Source organism: Mycobacterium gordonae (genome assembly GCF_017086405.1).
GTDB lineage: Bacteria > Actinomycetota > Actinomycetes > Mycobacteriales > Mycobacteriaceae > Mycobacterium > Mycobacterium gordonae_D.
This window is the reverse complement of the sequence record NZ_CP070973.1, coordinates 6,441,141-6,463,213: the sequence shown is the minus strand read 5'-3', so window position 1 is coordinate 6,463,213 and position 22,073 is coordinate 6,441,141. Positions and strand designations below refer to the sequence as shown.

At 73.1% G+C, this 22,073-nt stretch carries 10 protein-coding genes; 5 read left to right on the top strand and 5 right to left on the bottom strand.

Going from position 1 to position 22,073, the window contains the following annotated elements:
* Positions 1-2: 2 nt before the first annotated feature.
* Complete coding sequence (locus tag JX552_RS27765; protein ID WP_205874964.1) at positions 3-8,348, bottom strand: PE family protein; 8,346 nt, start codon at positions 8,346-8,348, stop codon at positions 3-5.
* A gap of 752 nt (positions 8,349-9,100) precedes the next feature.
* On the opposite strand from JX552_RS27765, the gene JX552_RS27760 reads away from it, so the two are divergent.
* The 3 genes from JX552_RS27760 to JX552_RS27750 all read left to right on the top strand — a co-directional run bounded on the left by JX552_RS27760 (position 9,101) and on the right by JX552_RS27750 (position 12,358).
* Positions 9,101-9,868 carry a fructosamine kinase family protein gene (locus JX552_RS27760; RefSeq protein WP_205878726.1) on the top strand — a complete coding sequence of 256 codons (768 nt, stop codon included), beginning with the start codon at positions 9,101-9,103 and terminating at the stop codon, positions 9,866-9,868.
* A gap of 115 nt (positions 9,869-9,983) precedes the next feature.
* Complete coding sequence (locus tag JX552_RS27755; RefSeq protein ID WP_205874963.1) at positions 9,984-10,814, top strand: amidohydrolase family protein; 831 nt, start codon at positions 9,984-9,986, stop codon at positions 10,812-10,814.
* A complete protein-coding gene (locus JX552_RS27750; RefSeq protein WP_205874962.1) occupies positions 10,811-12,358 on the top strand; it encodes an acetolactate synthase large subunit in 1,548 nt (515 codons plus the stop codon). The genes JX552_RS27755 and JX552_RS27750 overlap by 4 nt, the downstream gene beginning before the upstream one ends.
* A gap of 35 nt (positions 12,359-12,393) precedes the next feature.
* Here the strand turns inward: JX552_RS27750 and JX552_RS27745 are convergent, their stop codons facing one another.
* The 4 genes from JX552_RS27745 to JX552_RS27730 form a co-directional block, all read right to left on the bottom strand.
* Complete coding sequence (locus tag JX552_RS27745; protein ID WP_205874961.1) at positions 12,394-16,569, bottom strand: PE family protein; 4,176 nt, start codon at positions 16,567-16,569, stop codon at positions 12,394-12,396.
* Between the two features lie 293 nt (positions 16,570-16,862).
* Positions 16,863-18,365: a long-chain-fatty-acid--CoA ligase FadD17 gene (gene fadD17 / locus JX552_RS27740; protein WP_277396013.1), complete on the bottom strand. Its 1,503-nt coding sequence runs from the start codon at positions 18,363-18,365 to the stop codon at positions 16,863-16,865.
* 37 nt (positions 18,366-18,402) lie between these two features.
* On the bottom strand, positions 18,403-19,488 hold the full coding sequence (locus JX552_RS27735) for an acyl-CoA dehydrogenase family protein (RefSeq protein WP_205874960.1): 1,086 nt from the start codon (positions 19,486-19,488) through the stop codon (positions 18,403-18,405).
* Between the two features lie 24 nt (positions 19,489-19,512).
* Positions 19,513-20,694, bottom strand: a complete 1,182-nt coding sequence (locus JX552_RS27730) for an acyl-CoA dehydrogenase (RefSeq protein ID WP_205874959.1) — start codon at positions 20,692-20,694, stop codon at positions 19,513-19,515.
* Between the two features lie 215 nt (positions 20,695-20,909).
* Between JX552_RS27730 and JX552_RS27725 the strand changes: the two genes are divergently transcribed.
* Both JX552_RS27725 and JX552_RS27720 read left to right on the top strand, forming a co-directional pair.
* Positions 20,910-21,101: a ferredoxin gene (locus tag JX552_RS27725; RefSeq protein ID WP_055581977.1), complete on the top strand. Its 192-nt coding sequence runs from the start codon at positions 20,910-20,912 to the stop codon at positions 21,099-21,101.
* A gap of 24 nt (positions 21,102-21,125) precedes the next feature.
* A complete protein-coding gene (locus JX552_RS27720) occupies positions 21,126-22,031 on the top strand; it encodes a 3-oxoacyl-ACP reductase (RefSeq protein ID WP_205874958.1) in 906 nt (301 codons plus the stop codon).
* The last annotated feature ends 42 nt before the right edge of the window (positions 22,032-22,073 follow it).

The window sequence follows — 22,073 nt, the reverse complement described above, 5'->3', positions numbered from 1 at the left end:
GCCTACGCCGCCGTCACCGGCGGTGCCGGCTGCGCCGGTGCTCGACCCGGTGCCGCCCTTGCCGGCGCCGCCGCCGGTGCCCCCGACACCACCGGTGCCGCCAGCGCCTCCGGCGATGCCCGGGTTGGCGCTGTTGTCGGTCCCGGCCCCGCCGGTGCCGCCGCCGCCGCCGGTCCCGCCGATGCCGCCCTGGCCGCCCGCACCTTGAACACCGGCGGTGCCGCCGTTAGTCGCCCCGGCCGCGCCCCCGGCACCGCCCTGACCGCCATCCCCACCGGCCGCGCCCTGGCCACCGGTCCCGCCACCGCTGGCACCGGCGCTGCCTTGGCCCCCGGCGCCGCCGGTCCCACCAACGCCGCCGATTCCGCCGTCACCGGCCGTGCCGGCTGCGCCGGTGCTGGATCCCGATCCGCCGAGGCCGGCCGCACCGCCGGTGCCACCGACACCACCGGTGCCGCCAGCGCCCCCGGCGATGCCCGGGTTGGCGCTGTTGTCGGTCCCGGCCCCGCCGGTGCCGCCGCCGCCGCCGGTCCCGCCGACGCCGCCCTGACCGCCCGCACCTTGAACACCGGTGGTGCCGCCGTTAGTCGCCCCGGCCGCGCCCCCGGCGCCGCCCTGACCGCCGTCCCCACCGGCCGCACCTTGGCCACCGGTTCCGCCACCGGCAGTCCCTGTAGTTCCGGCACCGCCCTGGCCACCCGTCCCACCAACGCCGCCGATTCCGCCGTCACCGGCGGTGCCCGCGGCACCGACTGAAGAACCAGCACCGCCGAGGCCGGCCGCGCCACCGGTGCCACCGACACCACCGGTGCCGCCAGCACCCCCGGCGACGCCCGGGTTGGCGCTGTTGTCGGTCCCGGCACCGCCGGTGCCGCCGCCGCCGCCGGTCCCGCCGACGCCGCCCTGACCGCCCGCGCCTTGAACACCGGCGGTGCCGCCGTTAGTCGCTCCGGCCGCGCCGCCGGCGCCGCCCTGACCGCCGTCCCCGCCGGCCGCCCCTTGGCCACCGGTTCCGCCGCCGCTGCTACCGGCGTTGCCTTGGCCCCCGGCGCCGCCGGTCCCACCAACGCCGCCGATTCCGCCGTCACCGGCGGTGCCCGCGGCACCGACTGAAGAACCAGCGCCGCCGAGGCCGGCCGCACCGCCGGTGCCACCGACACCACCGGTGCCGCCAGCACCCCCGGCGATGCCCGGGTTGCCGCTGTTGTCGGTCCCGGCACCGCCGGTGCCGCCGCCGCCGCCGGTCCCGCCGACGCCGCCCTGGCCGCCCGCACCTTGAACACCGGCGGTGCCGCCGTTAGTCGCCCCGGCCGCGCCGCCGGCGCCGCCCTGACCGCCGTCCCCACCGGCCGCGCCCTGGCCACCGGTCCCGCCGCCGCTGGCACCGGCGCTACCTTGGCCCCCGGCGCCGCCGGTCCCACCAACGCCGCCGATTCCGCCGTCACCGGCGATGCCCGCGGCACCGACTGAAGAACCAGCACCGCCGAGGCCGGCCGCACCGCCGGTGCCACCGACACCACCAGTGCCGCCAGCACCCCCGGCGATGCCCGGGTTGGCGCTGTTATCGGTCCCGACACCACCGTCGCCACCAATGCCGCCGGTGCCGCCGATGCCGCCCTGGCCGCCCGCACCCTGAACACCGGCGGTGCCGCCGTTAGTCGCCCCGCCGCGCCGCCAGCGCCGCCCTGACCGCCGTCCCCACCGGCCGCACCTTGGCCACCGGTGCCACCACCGGCAGTCCCTGTAGTCCCGGCACCGCCCTGGCCGCCGGTCCCGCCAACGCCGCCTACGCCGCCGTCACCGGCGGTGCCGGATGCTCCGGTGCTCGACCCGGTGCCGCCCTTGCCGGCCGCGCCGCCGGTGCCACCGACACCACCGGTGCCGCCTGCGCCCCCGGCGATGCCGGGGTTGGCGCTGTTGTCGGTGCCGGCACCGCCGGTGCCGCCGCCGCCGCCGGTGCCGCCGATGCCGCCTTGGCCGCCCGCACCTTGAACACCGGCGGTGCCGCCGTTAGTCGCCCCGGCCGCGCCGCCGGCGCCGCCCTGACCGCCGTCCCCACCGGCCGCGCCCTGGCCACCGGTCCCGCCGCCGCTGCTACCGGCGCTACCTTGGCCCCCGGCGCCGCCGGTCCCACCAATGCCGCCGATTCCGCCGTCACCGGCGATGCCCGCGGCACCGACTGAAGAACCAGCACCGCCGAGGCCGGCCGCACCGCCGGTGCCACCGACACCACCAGTGCCGCCAGCACCCCCGGCGATGCCCGGGTTGGCGCTGTTATCTGTCCCGACACCACCGTCGCCACCAATGCCGCCGGTGCCGCCGATGCCGCCCTGGCCGCCCGCACCTTGAACACCGGCGGTGCCGCCGTTAGTCGCCCCGGCCGCGCCGCCAGCGCCGCCCTGACCGCCGTCCCCACCGGCCGCACCTTGGCCACCGGTGCCACCACCGGCAGTCCCTGTAGTCCCGGCACCGCCCTGGCCACCGGTCCCACCAACGCCGCCCACGCCGCCGTCACCGGCCGTGCCGGATGCTCCGGTGCTCGACCCGGTGCCGCCCTTGCCGGCCGCGCCGCCGGTGCCACCGACACCACCAGTGCCGCCAGCACCCCCGGCGATGCCCGGGTTGGCGCTGTTATCGGTCCCGGCCCCGCCGGTGCCGCCGCCGCCACCAGTGCCGCCGATGCCGCCCTGACCGCCCGCACCTTGAACACCGGCGGTGCCGCCGTTAGTCGCCCCGGCCGCGCCCCCGGCACCGCCCTGACCGCCGGCCCCACCGGCCGCACCCTGGCCACCGGTACCACCACCGGCAGTCCCTGTAGTCCCGGCACCGCCCTGGCCACCCGTCCCACCAACGCCGCCGATTCCGCCGTCACCGGCGGTGCCCGCGGCACCGACTGAAGAACCAGCACCGCCGAGGCCGGCCGCGCCACCGGTGCCACCGACACCACCGGTGCCGCCAGCACCCCCGGCGACGCCCGGGTTGGCGCTGTTATCGGTCCCGACACCACCGTCGCCACCAATGCCACCAGTGCCGCCGATACCGCCCTGACCGCCCGCACCTTGAACACCGGCGGTGCCGCCGTTAGTCGCCCCGGCCGCGCCCCCAGCACCGCCCTGACCGCCATCCCCACCGGCCGCACCTTGGCCACCGGTCCCGCCACCGCTGCTACCGGTACTACCTTGTCCGCCTTCTCCGCCGGTCCCACCAACACCGCCTACGCCGCCGTCACCGGCCGTGCCCGCGGCACCGACTGAAGAACCAGCACCGCCGAGGCCGGCCGCACCACCGGTGCCACCGACACCACCGATGCCGCCAGCACCCCCAGCCACCCCGGGGTTGAGGCTGTTATCGACGCCGGCCCCGCCGTCACCACCGACGCCACCAGTGCCGCCGAGCCCGCCTTGGCCGCCCGCACCTTGCTGGCCGCCGCCACCGGACCCGGCCGAGCCGCCGGCACCGCCCTGGCCGCCATCCCCGCCCGCGGCGCCTTGCCCGCCGGTGCCGCCCCCGGTAGCCCCCGTCGTTCCGGCACCGCCTTGGCCACCGGTCCCGCCCACACCGCCGACCCCGCCGTCACCAGCGGTGCCCGCGGCACCGACTGAAGAACCAGCACCGCCGAGGCCAGCCGCGCCACCGGTGCCCCCAACACCGCCGATGCCACCTGCACCGCCAGCGACGCCGGAGTTGGCGCTGTTATCGGTCCCGACACCACCGTCACCACCAATGCCACCGATGCCGCCGACGCCGCCCTGACCACCCACCCCCTGGTTGCCGCCGCCACCTGATCCGGCGGCCCCGCCGGCACCGCCCTGGCCGCCGTCACCTCCGGCCGCGCCTTGGCCACCAGTGCCACCGCCGCTGCTGCCGGTGCTGCCTTGTCCGCCCCGGCCGCCGATTCCGCCGCCGCCACCTACGCCGCCGTCACCCGCCGTGCCGGACGCCCCGGTGCTCGATCCGGATCCGCCGAGGCCGGCCGCGCCGCCGACACCGCCGACACCGCCGACACCGCCCGCGCCGCCGGCGAGCCCAGGATTGGTGCTGTTGTCGGTGCCCGCGCCGCCTTGACCGCCGACGCCACCGATCCCGCCGATGCCGCCCTGCCCGCCGGCACCCTGAACTCCGGCGGTGCCGCCGTTGGTCGCTCCGGCGGCGCCACCGGCACCGCCCTGCCCGCCGTCCCCACCGGCAGCACCCTGACCGCCCCCACCGCTACCGGTGGTCCCGGCGGTCCCGGCACCGCCTTGGCCGCCGGTCCCGCCTACGCCGCCAATACCTCCGTCACCGGCAGTGCCCGCGGCACCGACAGAGGAACCGGTGCCGCCGAGGCCGGCCGCACCGCCGGTGCCGCCAACACCCCCGGTGCCACCCGCGCCCCCGGCCACCCCGGGGTTGGCGCTGTTGTCGGTACCAGAACCACCGGTGCCGCCGACGCCACCGATCCCACCGGCACCGCCCTTACCGCCGGCTCCCTGCTGACCGCCGCCACCGGATCCGGCCGCACCGCCGGCACCACCCTGACCGCCGTCCCCACCGGCAGCACCCTGACCGCCACCCCCGCCACCGGCCAGCCCAGCGTTGCCGGCACCACCCGCACCGCCCACACCGCCGACGCCACCAACCCCGCCATCACCAGCAGTTCCTGAAGCGCCCGTACTGGAACCAAAACCGCCCAGGCCCGCCGCACCGCCTGTGCCACCCACGCCTCCGGTGCCGCCTGTGCCGCCGGCGAGCCCAGGGTTGGTGCTGTTGTCGGTGCCGGCGCCGCCTTGACCGCCGACGCCACCGACCCCGCCGATGCCGCCCTGCCCGCCGGCACCCTGAACACCGGCGGTGCCGCCGTTGGTCGCTCCGGCGGCGCCACCGGCACCGCCCTGCCCGCCGTCCCCACCGGCAGCACCCTGACCGCCCCCACCGCTACCGGTGGTCCCGGCGGTCCCGGCACCGCCTTGGCCGCCGGTCCCGCCTACGCCGCCAATACCTCCGTCACCGGCAGTGCCCGCGGCACCGACAGAGGAACCGGTGCCGCCGAGGCCGGCCGCACCACCGGTGCCGCCAACACCCCCGGTGCCACCCGCGCCCCCGGCCACCCCGGGGTTGGCGCTGTTGTCGGTACCAGAACCACCGGTGCCGCCGACGCCACCGATCCCACCAACACCGCCCTTACCGCCGGCTCCCTGCTGACCGCCGCCACCGGATCCGGCCGCACCGCCGGCACCACCCTGACCGCCGTCCCCACCGGCAGCACCCTGACCGCCACCCCCGCCACCGGCCAGCCCAGCGTTGCCGGCACCACCCGCACCGCCCACACCGCCGACGCCACCAACCCCGCCATCACCGGCAGTTCCTGAAGCGCCCGTACTGGAACCGAAACCGCCCAGGCCCGCCGCACCGCCTGTGCCACCCACGCCTCCGGTGCCGCCTGCGCCGCCGGCCACCCCCGGATTCGCGCTGTTGTCGGTACCGGAACCACCGGCACCACCGGAGCCACCGGCGCCGCCGACGCCGCCCTGACCACCCGCCCCCTGCTGACCACCGCCACCCGAGCCAGCAGCTCCCCCATCACCGCCGCGCCCACCGCCGCCGCCGGCGCCGCCCTGAGCGCCCTGCTGGCCGGCAGCCACAACGGTCGCATTGTCAGCACCTTTACCGCCGGTCCCGCCGACTCCACCAGAGCCGCCGTCACCAGCCGATCCGGCCGCGCCCGCGCTCGATCCGGAACCGCCCGACCCTGCCGCGCCGCCGGTCCCTCCGGTGCCGCCCTTACCGCCGTCCTGAGCAGCGACTAACGGATCGGTGCCGGCTTTCCCCGTACCGCCGGTCCCTCCGGTGCCGCCGACCCCGCCGTCGCCGCCGCTACCTCCGGCACCCTGCTGACCACCCCCGCCGGACCCGGCAGCACCGCCGGTGCCGCCCTGGCCACCGGCACCGCCGGTGCCGCCCTGCGCGCCCTGGGCGCCGGGCGCCACGAACGTGTTGTTGTCGCTGCCCTTGCCCCCGGTGCCGCCACTGCCGCCAGCGCCGCCGTCGCCGGCGACTCCCGATTTGCCCGTTGTCGCACCGGCACCGCCAGCGCCGGCCGCTCCGCCTGTGCCGCCAGTTCCGCCCTGACCGCCGGCCTGAGCGGCCAGGAGGGGATCGGTGCCATGTGCGCCGGTACCGCCCTGGCCGCCCACACCACCTGCGCCGCCACTGCCGCCGGCGCCGCCAGCACCCTGTTGCCCGCCGGTCCCGGCGCCCGCGGCCCCTCCAGTGCCGCCGCTGCCGCCGGCACCACCGGTGCCGCCCTGGCCGCCTTGCGTTCCCGCCGCGGCGACGGAGGTGTTGGCAGCACCTTTACCGCCGCTGCCGCCCGCACCACCGGCCCCGCCGTCCCCGGCCGTTCCCGCCGCGCCTTTGCTGAAGCCGGTCCCGCCGGCTCCGGCCGCGCCACCGGTGCCTCCGGTCCCGCCCTGGCCACCGGCCTGGGCGGCCAGCTGCGGATCATTACCGTCAGCCCCGGCGGCACCAGCACCACCGGCGCCGCCGGTGCCGCCACGACCGCCCGCGCCACCTGCGCCTTGATGCCCGCCGCTGCCGCTACCGGCAGCCCCACCGGTACCACCTTGACCGCCAGCCCCACCGGCGGCGCCCTGACCGCCCTGCGCACCGGGTACGACCGCGTCCAATCCGGCACCGCCGGATCCGCCGGAGCCGCCCTTGCCGCCCAGTCCGCCATCGCCCGCGACGCCCGCAGCTCCGGCGACCGACCCCGACCCACCGAGTCCTGCGGCACCGCCAACCCCACCGGTTCCACCTTGACCGCCGGCCACGCCGGCCGTGTTCACGCCACCCGAAGAGCCAGACCCGCCGGCTCCACCCGCACCGCCAACCCCACCCTGGCCACCGGCACCGCCGGCTCCCTGCAACGCTCCAACACCGCCACCGGCGCCACCGGTGCCACCCGCACCACCGGCGAAACCAGTCCCACCAACAGCAGCCGAACCGGCTGCGGCATCAGTGCCAGCTGCCCCCGCACCACCAGCGCCGCCCGCACCGCCTGTGCCGTTGCCGCCCACGCCTCCTGCTGCGCCGCCGCAACTCAAGAACCCGCCGGCCCCGCCGGCCCCTCCCAGGCCAGCGGTGCCCCCGGTACCACCCGTGCCGCCGGTGCCACCGACTCCGGCAATAGCCCCGTCACCACCGCGCCCGCCAACACCGCCTACACCACCGGACCCGCCGGCTCCGCCATGACCACCGGGACCGAACAGCAGTGCACCGTGACCGCCGACACCGCCAGAGCCACCAGCTCCGCCGGTCCCGCCGAGCCCACCCAGCGCGCCGCCATCAATCCCCGCGACCCCAGCTCCGCCGGCCCCGCCCGCGCCCCCGGCGCCGCCGCCGCTAAACAGCCAACCGGCGCCTCCCGCGCCACCGGCCCCTCCGTCACCACCGAGAACACCCGTCGTACCGATCCCACCAGCGCCGCCGGCGCCTCCACAGCCGAACAGCAGCGCGGCACGTCCACCGGCGCCGCCGGTGCCGCCGCCGTATCCGCCAATGCCACCAGCACCCCCGCCACCCCAGATGAGCGCACCGTCTCCGCCGACGCCACCCGTTCCGCTGCCGGAGCCACCGGCGCCGCCGTTACCGGCCGCGCCAAAGAACCATTCACCGCGCCCGCCGGCGCCCCCGGTACCGCCACCGGTCCCACCAATCCCGCCGGTACCGCCACCGCCCCACCACAACCCGCCGTTACCGCCGGCACCGCCGGTTCCGCCACCGGTCCCGCCCATTCCACCGGTTCCGCCGACGCCCAACAGCCACCCGCCGTTGCCGCCGGCTCCACCACTGGCGGTCGCGCCACCCGCGCCACCGGAGCCGCCGTTGCCCCACAGGCCCGCCGACCCACCCGCCCCGCCGGCCTGCCCTACAGCACCGGCCGCGCCGGCCCCGCCGTTACCGAACAAGATCCCGCCGTCACCGCCGGCGCCGCCCGGTACGGTCGCATTGGCACCGTCACCGATCAGTGGCCGGCCCAGCAGCGTCATCGTGGGTGCGTTGATCGCCCCGAGTACCGCTCGCTGGGCGTTCTCCACCTCTGTCCACACATACTCACCCGCGCCGGCGCGCAGCGTTTGGGTGAATTGGGCCTGGAGCTGCCCCACCAACTCACTGACAGCCTGATACTCGCGACCGTGTGCGCCGAACAATGCGGCGATCCGCAGCGACACCTCGTCGGTGGCGGCAGCCAACACCTGTGAAGTCGGGACCGCTGCGGCCGCATTCGAGACAGCAACCGATGATCCGAGTCTCGACAGGTCCGTGGCAGCGGCTGCCAGACTGTCGGGGGAGACCCAGAGGAACGACATCGTAAACAGCTCCAGGCAGCAGGGGACGAGTTCACAATCTCGCCCCCACGCCGGGATCGCTTGGCCGGATCTTATGGTTTTCCCGGTCCAATGTCACCGTTTTTGTAGAACCCGGTACTAATAGTTTGAATTTAAATCAAGCACCCGAAACCAGGTCTGGCGGCGATGCTTCGTTAGATGACCTGGGATTACGCCAGACGGATACCGCTCGAAGAACCCGTGCTAGCTCGATCGGGTGCACATGCTCACCCCGCGGCTGTCGCCGCGCATGCGGGTTTGGAGAGCCAGCAAACGTTCACCAGGCGCAGCAAGTGACCGATCCTGGTTGAGGACTGCGTGACCCGCTGAACGCCGGGGTAGTCCCGAATGCCGGGGTTGCCCGTGCAACCGTTGCTTCCTCCGCCCGCACCGGTGCCCCCACGACCGCCGAGACCACACCACTGCCGGTTGGCGCGCCGCCGGCGGCACCCGCGCCACCGGCACCGCCCGCGAACTCAGCCTTGCAAGACCAATCCGACGCCACCGCCGGCTGCGCCGGTCCCGCCTCCGAAGCCACCACGGAAAATTGACGTTTAGGTCGGGATCTTGTTCGGCACAGGTGTCATGAACCATCGGCCCTTCGGGACGAATTCAAAAGCAAGCCGCTGAACGGGATTCCAATACGCCCAACAGGTTTCGTGTCTGCATCCCGTTCCTGAAGGTATATGGTCTACCCTCCAGGCGATGCCTTCGACGAGCCCTTGGGCGTCCATGTGACAGATTTCGTCAAGCGAAACCCGGCCGCGCCCGCCGGCTTCTTCGCCTGGGAGGCGGCCGGGCTGCGGTGGCTGTCCGGTGTCGACGGCGGCGTGCCCTGTGCCCAGATTCTGGATGTCGGCGCCACGAGTCTGAGGCTGCGCCGGCTGGAGTCGGTGCCGCCCAGTCGCGACGCGGCGCGCGTGTTCGGCGTCAGGCTGGCGATAATGCACGACGCGGGTGCCGCGGCATTTGGTGCGGGGCCTGACGGGTGGGACGGGGCAGGCTACTTCGGTCCGCTGTCGCAGCCATTGCCCATGTCGTTGCGCAGGCATCCGAGCTGGGGTGCCTTCTACGCCGACGAGCGGCTGGTTCCGATGACGAAACTGGCGGCCGACCGGCTCGACCCCGCGACGCGGCAGGCGATTGATGCAGTGGTCGTGCGTTGTCAGGCGGGGGAGTTCGACGACGACGACCCTCCGGCGCGCCTGCACGGAGACCTGTGGAGCGGCAACGTGATGTGGACGCGCGACGGCGCGGTGCTGATCGACCCGGCCGCACACGGCGGCCACCGCGAGACCGACCTGGCCATGCTCGCACTGTTCGGCTGCCCGCACGACCACGCCGTTCTGTCCGGTTACCAGCAAGTCCGATCGCTGAAACCTAACTGGCGTAACCGGATTGGGCTGCATCAGCTCTACCCGCTGCTGGCGCACGTGGTGCTGTTCGGCAGCGGGTACGTAGGGCAGACCCGCGCCGCGGCACTTTCTGCGCTGAGCGCTTAGGGTCCACCTGCCGGGCGCGGTCCGCCCGCTTCGCCGGCGGCGCTGAGCCTTTGTTGAGCCTCCTGCGCCCGGCACTCCGCACCGGGCATCGTCGGCGGGCTAAAGTCAAACCGCGATGACGATCGACGTGTGGATGCAGCACCCGACGCAGCGGTTCCTGCGCAGCGACATGCTCGCGTCACTGCGTCGCTGGACCGATGGGTCCATGCCGGATGCCGAAATCCCGATCGAGGTGACCGTCGCCGCGATGGACGCCGCTGGCGTGGAACTCGGGTTGTTGAGCGCCTGGCTCGGTCCGGCCGGTCAGTCCCTGGTGTCCAATGACGAAGTCGCTGAGTGGATCACGTTGCATCCCAATCGGTTTAGAGGCCTGGCGACCGTCGATCTGGACCGCCCGATGGTTGCGGTCCGTGAGTTGCGCCGCCGAGTAGGCGAGGGATTCGTCGGGTTGCGGATGGTGCCGTGGCTGTGGAACGCCCCACCCACCGACCGGCGCTACTATCCGCTGTTCGCCCAGTGCGTCGAGTCCGGGGTGCCGTTCTGCACGCAGGTGGGGCACACCGGTCCGCTGCGTCCGTCGGAGACCGGACGCCCGATTCCCTATATCGACCAGGTGGCCCTTGACTTCCCGGAGTTGACGATCGTGTGCGGACACGTCGGCTACCCGTGGACCGAGGAAATGGTCGCAGTGGCCCGCAAACACGAGAACGTCTATATCGACACCTCCGCGTACACGTTGCGGCGTTTGCCGGACGAGTTGACCCGGTTCATGAAAACCGGTACCGGGCAACACAAAGTGCTATTCGGCACGAACTATCCGATGATCGCCCACGAGCATGCCCTGGCGGGTCTTGACGAACTGGGGCTCAGCGACGAGGCTCGTCGGGACTTCTTGCACGACAATGCCGAGCGGGTCTTCAGGCTGCAACGAAAGGCGGACAGGTGAACGGTGCACAGGCGCTGATCAACACCTTGGTCGACGGTGGCGTCGACGTGTGTTTCTCCAACCCCGGCACGTCGGAGATGCACTTCGTCGCGGCACTTGACACCGTCGACCAAATGCGCGGTGTGCTAACCCTTTTCGAAGGAGTGGCCACGGGTGCGGCCGACGGATACGCCCGCATCGCCGGCCGTCCGGCCGCGGTGCTGCTGCACCTCGGGCCCGGTCTAGGCAACGGCCTGGCCAACCTGCACAACGCCCGGCGCGCCCGGGTGCCGATGGTGGTGGTCGTCGGCGATCACGCGACTTATCACAAGAAGTACGACGCCCCACTGGAATCCGACATCGACGCTGTGGCGGGCACGGTTTCGGGTTGGGTGCGCAGGACCGCAACGGCGGACGGCGTCGGAGCCGACACCGCCGAGGCCATCGCCGCCAGCATGTCGGGGTCTTTTGTCTCGACGCTGATCCTGCCCGCCGACGCCTCCTGGTCTGAAGGCGCCCAGCCGGCCACGGTCACCACGGCCGCTCCGGAAACCGCCAGTGCAGACATGAGCGCCCTGGCGGCCGTACTGCGCTCGGGCGAACCCACCACGATCCTGGTCGGGGGAGACGCTACCCGCGAACCGGGTCTGGCCGCGGCCGCGCGGATCGCCGAGGCGACCGGCGCGCGCCTACTGTGCGAGACCTTCCCGACCCGACTGGAACGGGGCGCCGGCGTGCCTGCCATCGAACGGTTGGGCTACTTCGCCGAAGCCGCCGCGGCCCAACTGGACGGCGCCAAGCATCTGGTGCTGGCCGGAGCCAGATCGCCGGTCTCGTTCTTCGCCTACCCGGGCATGCCCAGCGATCTGGTCCCGTCCGGTTGCGAGGTGCATGTCTTGGCCGAATGCAGTGGCGCCACAACCGCTTTGGCTGCGCTTGCCGACGAGGTGGCACCCGGGACGACGGCGCCAACCGCGCCCGCTTCCCGTCCCGAGCTACCCTCTGGTGCACTGACGTCCGCGTCGGCCGCCGAGGTCATCGGCGCACTGCTGCCCGAGCGGGCGATCGTCGTCGACGAGTCCAACACCTCGGGTCTGCTGTTGCCGCAAGCCACCGCCGGCGCGCCGGCCCACGATTGGCTGACGCTGACCGGTGGGGCCATCGGTTACGGCATCCCGACCGCGGTCGGCGCAGCTGTGGCCGCGCCCGACCGTCCGGTGCTGTGTCTGGAATCCGACGGGTCGGCGATGTACACCATTTCGGGGTTGTGGAGTCAGGCGCGGGAGTTGCTGGACATCACCACCGTCATCTACAACAACGGCGCTTACGACATCCTGCGGCTCGAGTTACAGCGCGTAGGAGTTGCAGCCGGACCGGGCCCGAAGGCCAAGGACCTCCTCGACATATCGCGTCCGACAATGGATTTCGTCAAGATCGCCGAAGGGATGGGGGTGCCGGCCCGGCGTGCCACCACCTGCGAAGAGCTCGCCGAGGCGCTGCGTGACGCCTTCGCCGAGCCCGGCCCGCACCTGATCGACGCGGTGGTGCCGTCGCTGCTGGGGTAGCCGTCGGGTCGGCGCGGACCCGCTGCGCGTCAACGTCAGACGGCAATGCCGCCCGCACCGCCGGCGCCGGCGGCGCCGCCGGCGCCACCGTCCCCACCGGCCGTCACCACACCGGCCTTCCCGGTGTTGCTCAACCCACCGGGAACGCCCGATCCGCCATCTGCGCCGTTTCCGGCTTGGCCGCCGGTGCCGCCGGTGCCACCGAACCCGCTGTCGCCGCCGGTGCCGCCGGTGCCGCCGGCGCCCCCGGCACCCAATCCTGGCGAGCCGCCGTTACCACCGGTGCCGCCCGCACCGCCGGTGCCGCCAGGCGCGCCAGCGCCTCCGTTGCCCGCACCGCCGCCACCGCTGGCGCCACCAGCGCCGCCGTTGCCGCCCTGGCCCGCATCGCCGCCCCGGCCGCCGGTTCCGCCGTCACCGCCGTCACCGGCGGTTCCGTCGATGCTGGCCCCGCCCGCCCCGCCGGTGCCGCTACCGGCGTTTCCACCGGTACCGCCGCCGCCGCCGACGGCCCCCTTCCCGCCGTCACCGCCGATGCCACCGGCACCGCCGACTCCGCCGGTACCGCCGTTTGCGCCGCCTGAACCGCCCGCACCGCCGAGGCCGCCGTCGCCGCCTCGGCCCGCATTGATGCCGCCACTGGCGCCGTTGCCGCCGTTGCCACCGTTGCCGCCGGTCGCGGTGCCGTTGGTGCCGGTTGCGGACGCGTTGCCGCCGTTGCCGCCGTTGCCGCCGGGGGCGCCGTTACCGCCCAAGCTCGCCGGGGTGCCGGCGGTGGCGTTGCCGCCATTGCCGCCGTTGCCGCCGTTGGCGACCCCGTTGTCGTTGTTCGCGGTGGCTAGGCCGCCTGCGCCACCCTGACCGCCGGCTCCGAACGCGCCGCCTTTCCCGCCGTTGCCGCCATTGCCGGCGTTGGCTATGCCACCCTTGCCGGATTCGGTGGCGGCACCGCCCGCACCGCCCGTGCCGCCGGGCGCATTCGGCCCGCCGGTACCGCCGTCACCCCCACTTCCGGCGTTGGCGGCCTGGTTGTCGTTGGGGTTGGTCACGGGGGTGCCGGCACCGCCCGTTCCGCCCTGCTCAAGTAGTGCGGTGCCGTCGGCCCCGGTTCCGCCCGGGCTACCGGGGTTCGGTATTCCGGTGGCGGCGGTTGAGGTCGGCGGAAGGAGAAGGTTCACGCCGTCGGCGCCGTTGCCGCCGTTCCCCGCTTGCCCGCCGGCACCACCGTTGCCGCCCTTGCCGATGCCACCCGCGTTACCGCCTGCACCGCCGGCGGCCCCGCCGCCGCCGGGTGTGCCACCAGGCGAGCCGTCGCCGCCGGCACCACCATCGCCGGCATTCGGAGTAGGCCCGACGGTGGCGCTGAAGCTGTTCGTGCCGTTGGCGCCATTAGCGCCGATGCCGCCGGTGCCGCCCTTGCCGCCGTTTCCGCCGCTGCCGCCGGAACCACCGGTGAGCCCACTGCCGCCGGCGCCGCCTTGACCGCCGTTGCCGGCGTTGCCGGCGTTGCCGCCGTTGCCGCCGTCCCCCGCGGTGATGCTGCCGGACTTCGGGTCGGCATTGCCGCCGGCCACACCAAGACCGCCGTTGCCGCCGTTGCCGGCGTTGCCGCCGTTGCCACCGCTGCCACCGACGCCTGCGGGAGCCTTCGTCGCACCCGCTCCGCCAATGCCGCCGGTGCCGCCGGTGCCGGCGTTGCCTCCTTGACCGCCCGCTCCGCCGGACCCGGCGGGAGCATCGATGTCTTGGATGCCGCCCTGCGCCCCCTTGCCGCCCTGGCCGCCCTTGCCCCCATCGCCGCTGTTGCCACCGGTGCCGCCCGCACCGCCCGCACCACCGACGCCGGCCGCGCCGCCGGTGCCGCCGGTGCCGCCGGTGCCGCCGGTGCCACCTGTTCCGCCGGTGCCGCCGTCAGGTGCGATGATCACGCCGCTGGTTGGTTGCACGGCAGCGCCACCCTGGCCGCCGTTACCGGCGTTACCCGCCTTGCCGCCGGTGCCGCCCGCGCCGCCGCTGCCGCCAGGACCGCCGGCGCTACCACCATTGCCGCCGGCCCCACCATTGGCGCCGGCTCCACCGGTTCCGCCTTGGCCGCCGGCCGGCGCGGTGGCCGTCCCGGTGGCGCCCGTGGCGCCGTCGCTACCGCTGCCACCGAAGCCGCCGCTGCCACCCTTGCCGCCGCTGCCGCCGAGCCCGCCATTTGCTCCGGCCAGCCCGCCGCCGCCGCCCGCTCCACCGGCACCGCCACCGGTGCCGGGGTTGCCGTCACCCGACACGACCGCGGCGCCGTCGACGCCATTGCCGCCGCCGCCGCCGTTGCCGCCAAGGCCGCCGGTTCCGCCCTTGCCCAAGGCGCCGGCGGTCCCGCCGTTGGCCGCACCGCCCGCACCCGGCGCCCCACCATTGCCACCGGCGCCACCCTGGCCGCCGACGACGGCGGCCGCGTTGTTGGCGGTGTTGGTACCGGCGTTGCCACCGTCACCGCCGGTGGCTCCGTTGCCTCCACTGCCGCCAGCGCCACCCGTCCCGCCCGGCCCGCCCGCGCCGCCGCCGGCGCCGCCATTGCCGCCATTGCCACCAGGGTTGCCCGCGCCGCCGGCGGTGTTGGCATTCGCGGAGTTGTCGGTGCCGGCACCGCCCTTGGTGCCGTTGCCGCCGTCGCCACCGAGGCCCCCGTCGCCGCCGGCGCCGGTCGCCCCGGCCTTCCCGCCTCCACCGGTCCCTGCGGCACCCCCGGCGCCGGCCGCGCCGCCCTTACCGCCGACCCCGCCGTTACCGCCGTCATTGCCGCCTGCCGCACCGTCGGCTCCGGCGCTGGCGTTGCCACCGTGCCCGCCCGTGCCGCCGACGCCGCCATTGCCGGCAACCCCTCCCGTGACGGCGGACCCGCCGGTGCCACCCTTACCGCCCTGGCCGCCGGTGAAGCCGTTGTTGCCGTCCTTGCCCGCGACCAGCTGCACGGCGCCGTCGGCGCCCGCACCGCCCTGACCGCCGGTCCCGCCCGTACCGCCGGCGCCGACCCCACCGGCCAAACCACCGTTGGACAGCACGCCGGAGGCGCCCGCCGACCCGCCGGCGCCGGCTGCGCCGCCGGTGCCGCCATCGCCGCCGGTGCCGCCGATGCCGGTGGGGTTGTCGGCGCCGGCGCCACCGGTTCCGCCGGTACCGCCCTGACCGCCGAGACCACCCGCGCCGCCGTGACCGAACAGCACCGGACCCGCACCACCTTGACCGCCTGCGCCGCCGTTGCCGCCCAGGCCGCCGGCCTTGCCGGGCACGGCGGGGTTCGCGGAATCAAAACCGGCGCCGCCGTTACCGCCCTGGCCGCCGGCCCCGCCGTCGCCGCCGTTCATGAACAGCCCGCCGGCCCCGCCGTTGCCGCCGGTGCCGCCGTTGCCGGCGCCGCCTCCGCCTAGATCACCCGGGGCACCGATTCCGCCGGCGCCACCTTTCCCGCCGGCGCCGAACAGCCAGGCGCCGGCGCCGCCGTCGCCCCCGTGACCGCCGGTGCCACCGCCCGTACCGCCCTGGCCGCCGGCCCCGCCGACGCCGCCACCACCGAACAGCCACGAGCTGTTGCCCCCGGTGCCGCCGGCGCCACCCAAGCCACCGCCGGCCGCACCGACGCCGCCGATGCCGCCGCCACCGCCGGCGCCGAACAGCAGGCCACCATTGCCGCCGTTACCGCCGCGAGCGCCGCCGCTGCCGCCGGCGCCGCCGAAGCCGCCGTTGCCGAAGAGTCCCGCCGAGCCGCCATTGCCGCCGGGTTGGCCTGCCGCGCCCGCGGCACCGCTGCCGCCGCTGCCGAACAACCATCCGCCGTCGCCGCCGTCGCCGCCCGGCGTCGTCGCGTTGGCGCCGTTGCCGATGATCGGCCGCGACAGCAACGCCTGGATCGGGTCGGTCGCGGCGGCCGCGGCCAGCTGCAGGTTGGCCGCCTCAGCGGCGGCATAGGAACTTGCGCCGGAGGTCAGTGCCGTCACGAGCTGCTGATGGAACGCCTCGGCCTGCCCGGCGAGGGCTTGATAACCCCGTGCGTGCTGGGAGAACAAGGTGGTGATGGCGGCCGACACCTCGTCTGCTCCAGCCGACAGCAGGCTCGTCGTAGGAGCGGCCGCCGCGTGGGATGCGGCGCTGATGTTCGATCCGAGACTGGCCAGATTGGTAGCCACCGTCGTCACTGTTTCCGGCACTACCACCAGGTATGACATCCGGCACCTCGCAAGAAAACTAAGGCGGCCCGGCGACGGCCAGGCAAGCATCGATGCAAGCGTTAGGCGCGGATAGTATCGCGTCTCCGCAGCCCGTTGTTGGATTCGGGCGCAATAGCGTAATTCAACCCGAAACTCACCCGTCTACGCTGCTCAACGGGGTTGACGCGGTCGACCGCCGCCCCGCCGAACATCAATGGCCACAGGTGGATTGAGGCCGGAGAGCGGGCATCTGGCCGGCCACCCCAGTCGGGGTCGGATTTACCAGCGGTTGCTTTCGCGCCGGTGTGGTGCTAGCGCGGAATGGCAAATACCGGTTCGCCACAGTCGACGCCCTCGGCCGACAGTTGTCGTTTGAGCACCTTGAAGGTCATCGTGCCCGGTAGTCCGGCGCTGATCCGCACGTAGGACGGCCACTGCTTGCGTCCCAGGTCGTCCTGCTCGGACAGAAACGTCCGGAACTCCTGCGCATCGAACTGCGTGCCCGGCGCCAGGACGACGGCCGCCATCACCTGGTCGCCGACCACCGGATCCGGCACCGGGTAGACCGCCGCCTCGGTCACCGCCGGATGGCGTAGCAGCACCGCTTCGATCGGGGCGGTACCCAGGTTCTCGCCGTCGACGCGCATCCAGTCGCCGAGCCGGCCGGCGAAATAGACGTAGCCCGCTTCGTCGCGGTAGGCAAGGTCGCCGCTGTGGTAGATACCGCCGGCCATCCGCTCGGCTTCGGCGGCCGGGTCGTTGTAGTAGCCCTCGAAACCGCCGGCGCCTTTGGTGTTCACCAGTTCGCCGACCACTCCCGGGGGGCAGGGCTTGCTTGTTTCCGGGTCGACGATCTCGACCCCGTCCGGCAGCGGGCCCAGCGAGCCCGTCGGGGTCTCGGGCGTGCGGGCGATGGCCACACCGAGTTCCGTCGAACCGAAGCCGTCCTGAACGCGGCAGCCGAATCGGGTCGCGAACCGTTCGATGTCGCGGGGCACTCCTTCGTTGCCGTACACCGCCCGCAGCGGATTGTCCGCGTCGTCGGGCCGCTCGGGCGTGGCCAGCACATACGACAGTGGCTTTCCCACGTAGTTGGCGTAGGTGGCGCCATACCGCCGCACGTCGGGCAGAAATCCGGATGCCGAGAATTTGCGCCGCAGAGCGATCGAGCCCTGGCATGCCGCGGCCACCGCCCACCCCACCAGCACGGCGTTGGAATGAAACAGCGGCATCGACACGTAGCACACGTCGTCGGCGTTGAGCCGGAAGCGCTGGGTCATCCCTATGCCGGCTCCCGCGACCTTGCCGTGGCTGCACTTCACCGCCTTGGGCTCGCCGCTGGTTCCCGAGGTGAAGATCAGCATGAAAAGATCTGTGGCAGAAGCAGACTGGAATAAAAGCTCGGTGTCCCGGTGCGCGGCGACCGCCTCGGCCCAGTCGGCCGAGTCGACGTTGATGTGATCGATGCCGTCCAGTGCCGCGGCGGAATTCGTATCGGACAGCACCAGCTGGCAGTCCGCATGACCGATGTCGCGGGCCAGCGCCGCACCGCGGCGCACCGGGTTGAGACCCACCGGCACGATGCCGTACAACCCGGCCGCGACCAGCACCGTCGAGAAGGACGGTGTGTTCTCTAGCAGCACGCCGACGTGTGCCGGACGGTCGGGGTCGAGGCGCTCCCGCAGCGCCGCCGCCAGGGCCGCGGCGTCGCGTAGGTGGTCCCGCCAGCTGGTGAAGGAGTCCTCGAAATACACTCCGCGGTCGTCGATCTCGGCCAGGGGGCGCAGCATTGCGGTGACCGTCGGTTCGCTCAAGTTACTTCCTCTTCGTCACGACGGCAGCCGGCCTCGCTCAAGCAGGCGTCTCAGCCAGTTCGCGGCCGATCTGCCGCAGCTGTCCGGTGGCGCCGCCCAGAGCGAACTCGGTTTCCTTGGCGGACAGGAAGTATCGGTGCACAGGGTGGTCGGTGTCGACGCCGACGCCGCCGTGCACGTGCACGATGGTGTGCGCGACCCGGTGCCCGGCGTCGGCCGCCCAAAACGCAGCCGAGGCCACATCGATCTCGGCCGGGATGTCCTCGGCGACCTTCCACGCGGCTTGGGTCAACGTCAACCGCAGGCCCTTGACGTCGATGTAGCCGTCGGCCAGCCGCTGACCCACCGCCTGGAAGCTGCCGATCGGTCGGTCGAATTGCTCACGGGTGCGGGCGTATTCGGCCGTCATCTGCAGGCCGCGCTCCAGCACACCGAGTTGGTAGGCGCTGCGGCCCAGGGTGGATATGGTGCGCAGCCAGGCAACCACCTCGGCGCCCCCGACTTCGCGCGCCGCGTCCACCGGCACCCCGTCGAGCGCCAGATGACCGACACTGCCCAGTCCGGTGGTCTGCAGCGGGGTCACCGTCACCCCGGGGTCGTCGGCGGCGACCAGGAAAACGACTGTGCCGGAATCGGTTTCGGCGGGCACCAGGAAGGCGTCGGCGGCAGGACCGTAGAACACCTGGGTACGACTGCCCGTCAGCCGGCCGTCGACGGCCTGTACGGGCCCGTCGCCCATCTCGCCGTCGAGCGCGACCGTCAGGATCTTCTCGCCGCGCACCGCCTCAGAGCCCCAGCTCTGCTGCAACTCCTCAGAGCCGAACCGGGCCAACGCGCCGGCGGCCAGCACGATTGACTCGAGATAGGGCACGGCCGCCAGTTGGTGCCCGAGCGCGACCAGGATCGCCACCTGCTCGAGCACCCCGAAACCGTCGCCGCCCACTTGGGTGGCGGCCGCACTGGTGAGGATGTCGCTGTCGACGAGCTTGCGCCACAAGTCTCGGTCGAAGCGCGGGTCGAGCTTGTCCAGCTCGCGCTGGTGTTCGGGAGTGCACACCGAGTCGACGATGGTGTCGACCAGACCGCCGAGGTCCTGGGCCGCTTCGGTTGTCGTGAAATCCATGAATATCCTTCTCCTGCTGGAAATTCAGCGATTGGCTCGGGGCAGTCCGAGGGCAACCATGCCGATGATGTCGCGCTGGACTTCGTTGGTCCCGCCGCCGAAGGTCAGAATCAGGCAGGCCCGGTGCATCCGCTCGACGCGGCCGCGTAGCAGTGCGCCGGGGGAGTCCTGTCGCAGCGTGGCCGCGGTGCCCAGCACCTCCATCAGCAGCCGGTATGCCTCGGTGGCCAGCTCGGTCCCGAACACCTTGGCGGCCGAAGCGTCCGCGGGGGACAGGTTCTCACCCGAGGACGACGCGAGCTCCCAGTTGATCAGCTTGAGCACCTCGACCTTGGCGTGCACCCGGGCCAGGTTCAGCTGCACCCACTCGGAGTCGATGAGCCGTCCGCCGCCGGCGTCCTTGGTGTTCTGAGCCCATTCGCGAACTTCCCGCAGGCACATGAAGATCGGCGCCGGCGAGACGAGCGCGACGCGCTCGTGGTTGAGCTGGTTGGTGACCAGCTTCCAGCCCGCGTTCTCCTCGCCGATCAGGTTGGTCACCGGCACCCGCACGTCGCTGTAATAGGTGGCGCTGGTGTCGGGGCCGGCCATGGTGTGCACCGGCGTCCACGAGAACCCCTCGGCAGTGGTGGGCACCACCAGCATGGAGATGCCGCGGTGCTTCTTGGCCTCCGGGTTGGTGCGTACCGCAAGCCAGACCCAGTCCGCGTAGGCGATCAGGCTGGTCCACATCTTCTGGCCGTTGATCACGTAGTCGTCGCCGTCGCGGACGGCGGTGGTGCGCAGGTTGGCCAGGTCGGTGCCCGCGCCCGGTTCCGAATATCCGATGGAGAAGTGCAGCTCGCCCGCCGCGATCTTGGGCAGGAAGAACTTCTTCTGTTGCTCGGTGCCGAAGGCCATGATCGTCGGCGCCACGCTGTTGATCGTCAGGAACGGCACGGGCGCACCCGCGATGGCTGCCTCGTCGGTGAAGATCAGCGAGTCCATCGGCTCCCGGTCCTGCCCGCCGTACTCCTTTGGCCAGTTCAGGGTGAGCCACCCGTCTTTGCCCATCTGCGCGACGGTCTCGCGGTAGACGTTGCCGGTGCCGTATTCGCCCTGCACCGAACTCAGCGCCTCGCGCCGCTCCGGTGTCATCAGCTTGGTGAAGTAGGACCGCAGCTCGCGACGCAGCTCCTCCTGTTCGGGGGTGTAACTGATGCGCATTCCCGCCGCCTCCGATCGAGCGATCGTTTCTGTGTGTCGGCCGCCGACACACACGCCGGCGGCCACCCATTCGTTCTCCCGGTTGTAACACGTTCTAGTCTGGGAATCCAGCTGCCGTGTGGCACGGTACCGCTGGCCTGGTGTGGTGCTACATACTGATCGAGTTCGTCCGCAGGCGTGTTTGCAAGCTTCAGTGCAGGTTCGAGGAGGGTGCAGTGCGAGTGATTGTCGACCGTGACCGGTGTGAAGGTAACGCGGTGTGCTTGGGAATTGCACCGGATATCTTCGACCTGGATGACGAGGACTATGCCGTCGTGAAGACCGATCCGATACCGCCGGATCAGGAGGATCTGGCCGAGCAGGCGATCGCCGAATGCCCGCGCGCGGCGCTGTTGCGCGAGGACTGACCGGAAACTAGAGGTATTCATAAATTGAACAGCAATAGCAAGGCGACCGATCTGTCCGGGAAGGTCGCGGTGGTGACCGGTGCCGCGGCGGGCCTGGGACGCGCCGAGGCGATCGGTCTGGCCCGCCTCGGCGCCACCGTCGTCGTCAACGACATCGCGGCGGGCCTGGACGCCTCCGACGTCCTGGACGAGATCGCCTCCGCGGGTTCCAAGGCGGTAGCGGTCGCCGGTGACATCAGCCAGCGCGAGACCGCCGACGAACTCGTGGCCACCGCTGACGGGCTGGGCGGACTGAACATCGTCGTGAACAACGCCGGCATCACCCGTGACCGGATGCTCTTCAATATGAGCGACGAGGACTGGGACCAGGTGATCGCCGTGCATCTGCGCGGTCATTTCCTGCTCACGCGCAATGCCGCCACCTATTGGCGCACCAAGGCCAAGGAGGCCGACGGCCGGGTCTTCGGCCGGATCATCAACACCTCGTCGGAGGCCGGTCTGGTCGGTCCGGTGGGGCAGGCCAATTACGGCGCCGCCAAGGCCGGCATCACGGCGCTGACGCTGTCCGCGGCGCGGGCGCTGGGCCGCTACGGCGTGTGCGCCAACGCAATCTGTCCCCGGGCCCGCACCGCGATGACGGCCGACGTCTTCGGTGCCCCACCCGAAGACGCTGAAATCGATCCGCTGTCGCCCGAACACGTGGTGAGCCTGGTGCAGTTCCTGTCGTCCCCGGAGGCTGCCGCGGTCAACGGGCAGGTGTTCATCGTCTACGGTCCGCGCGTGACCCTGGTCGCCGCACCCACGGCGGAGCACCAGTTCGACGCGGGCGCGCCGGCCTGGGAGCCGACACAGTTGAGCGCGACGCTGCAGGGCTACTTCGCCGAGCGCGACCCGGAAGTGAACTTCGCCGCAACCGGTCTGATGGACTGACACTCCCACGCCTGCCCTGCGGGCACACGTCGAGAGGAAATA

Bases quoted from the DNA above. Each gene is read 5' to 3' on its own strand.
- JX552_RS27730 (WP_205874959.1), bottom strand. From the start codon at position 20,694: ATGCGCATCAGTTACACCCCCGAACAGGAGGAGCTGCGTCGCGAGCTG.
- JX552_RS27755 (WP_205874963.1), top strand. From the start codon at position 9,984: ATGACGATCGACGTGTGGATGCAGCACCCGACGCAGCGGTTCCTGCGC.
- JX552_RS27765 (WP_205874964.1), bottom strand. From the start codon at position 8,348: ATGTCGTTCCTCTGGGTCTCCCCCGACAGTCTGGCAGCCGCTGCCACG.
- JX552_RS27735 (WP_205874960.1), bottom strand. From the start codon at position 19,488: ATGGATTTCACGACAACCGAAGCGGCCCAGGACCTCGGCGGTCTGGTC.
- JX552_RS27745 (WP_205874961.1), bottom strand. From the start codon at position 16,569: ATGTCATACCTGGTGGTAGTGCCGGAAACAGTGACGACGGTGGCTACC.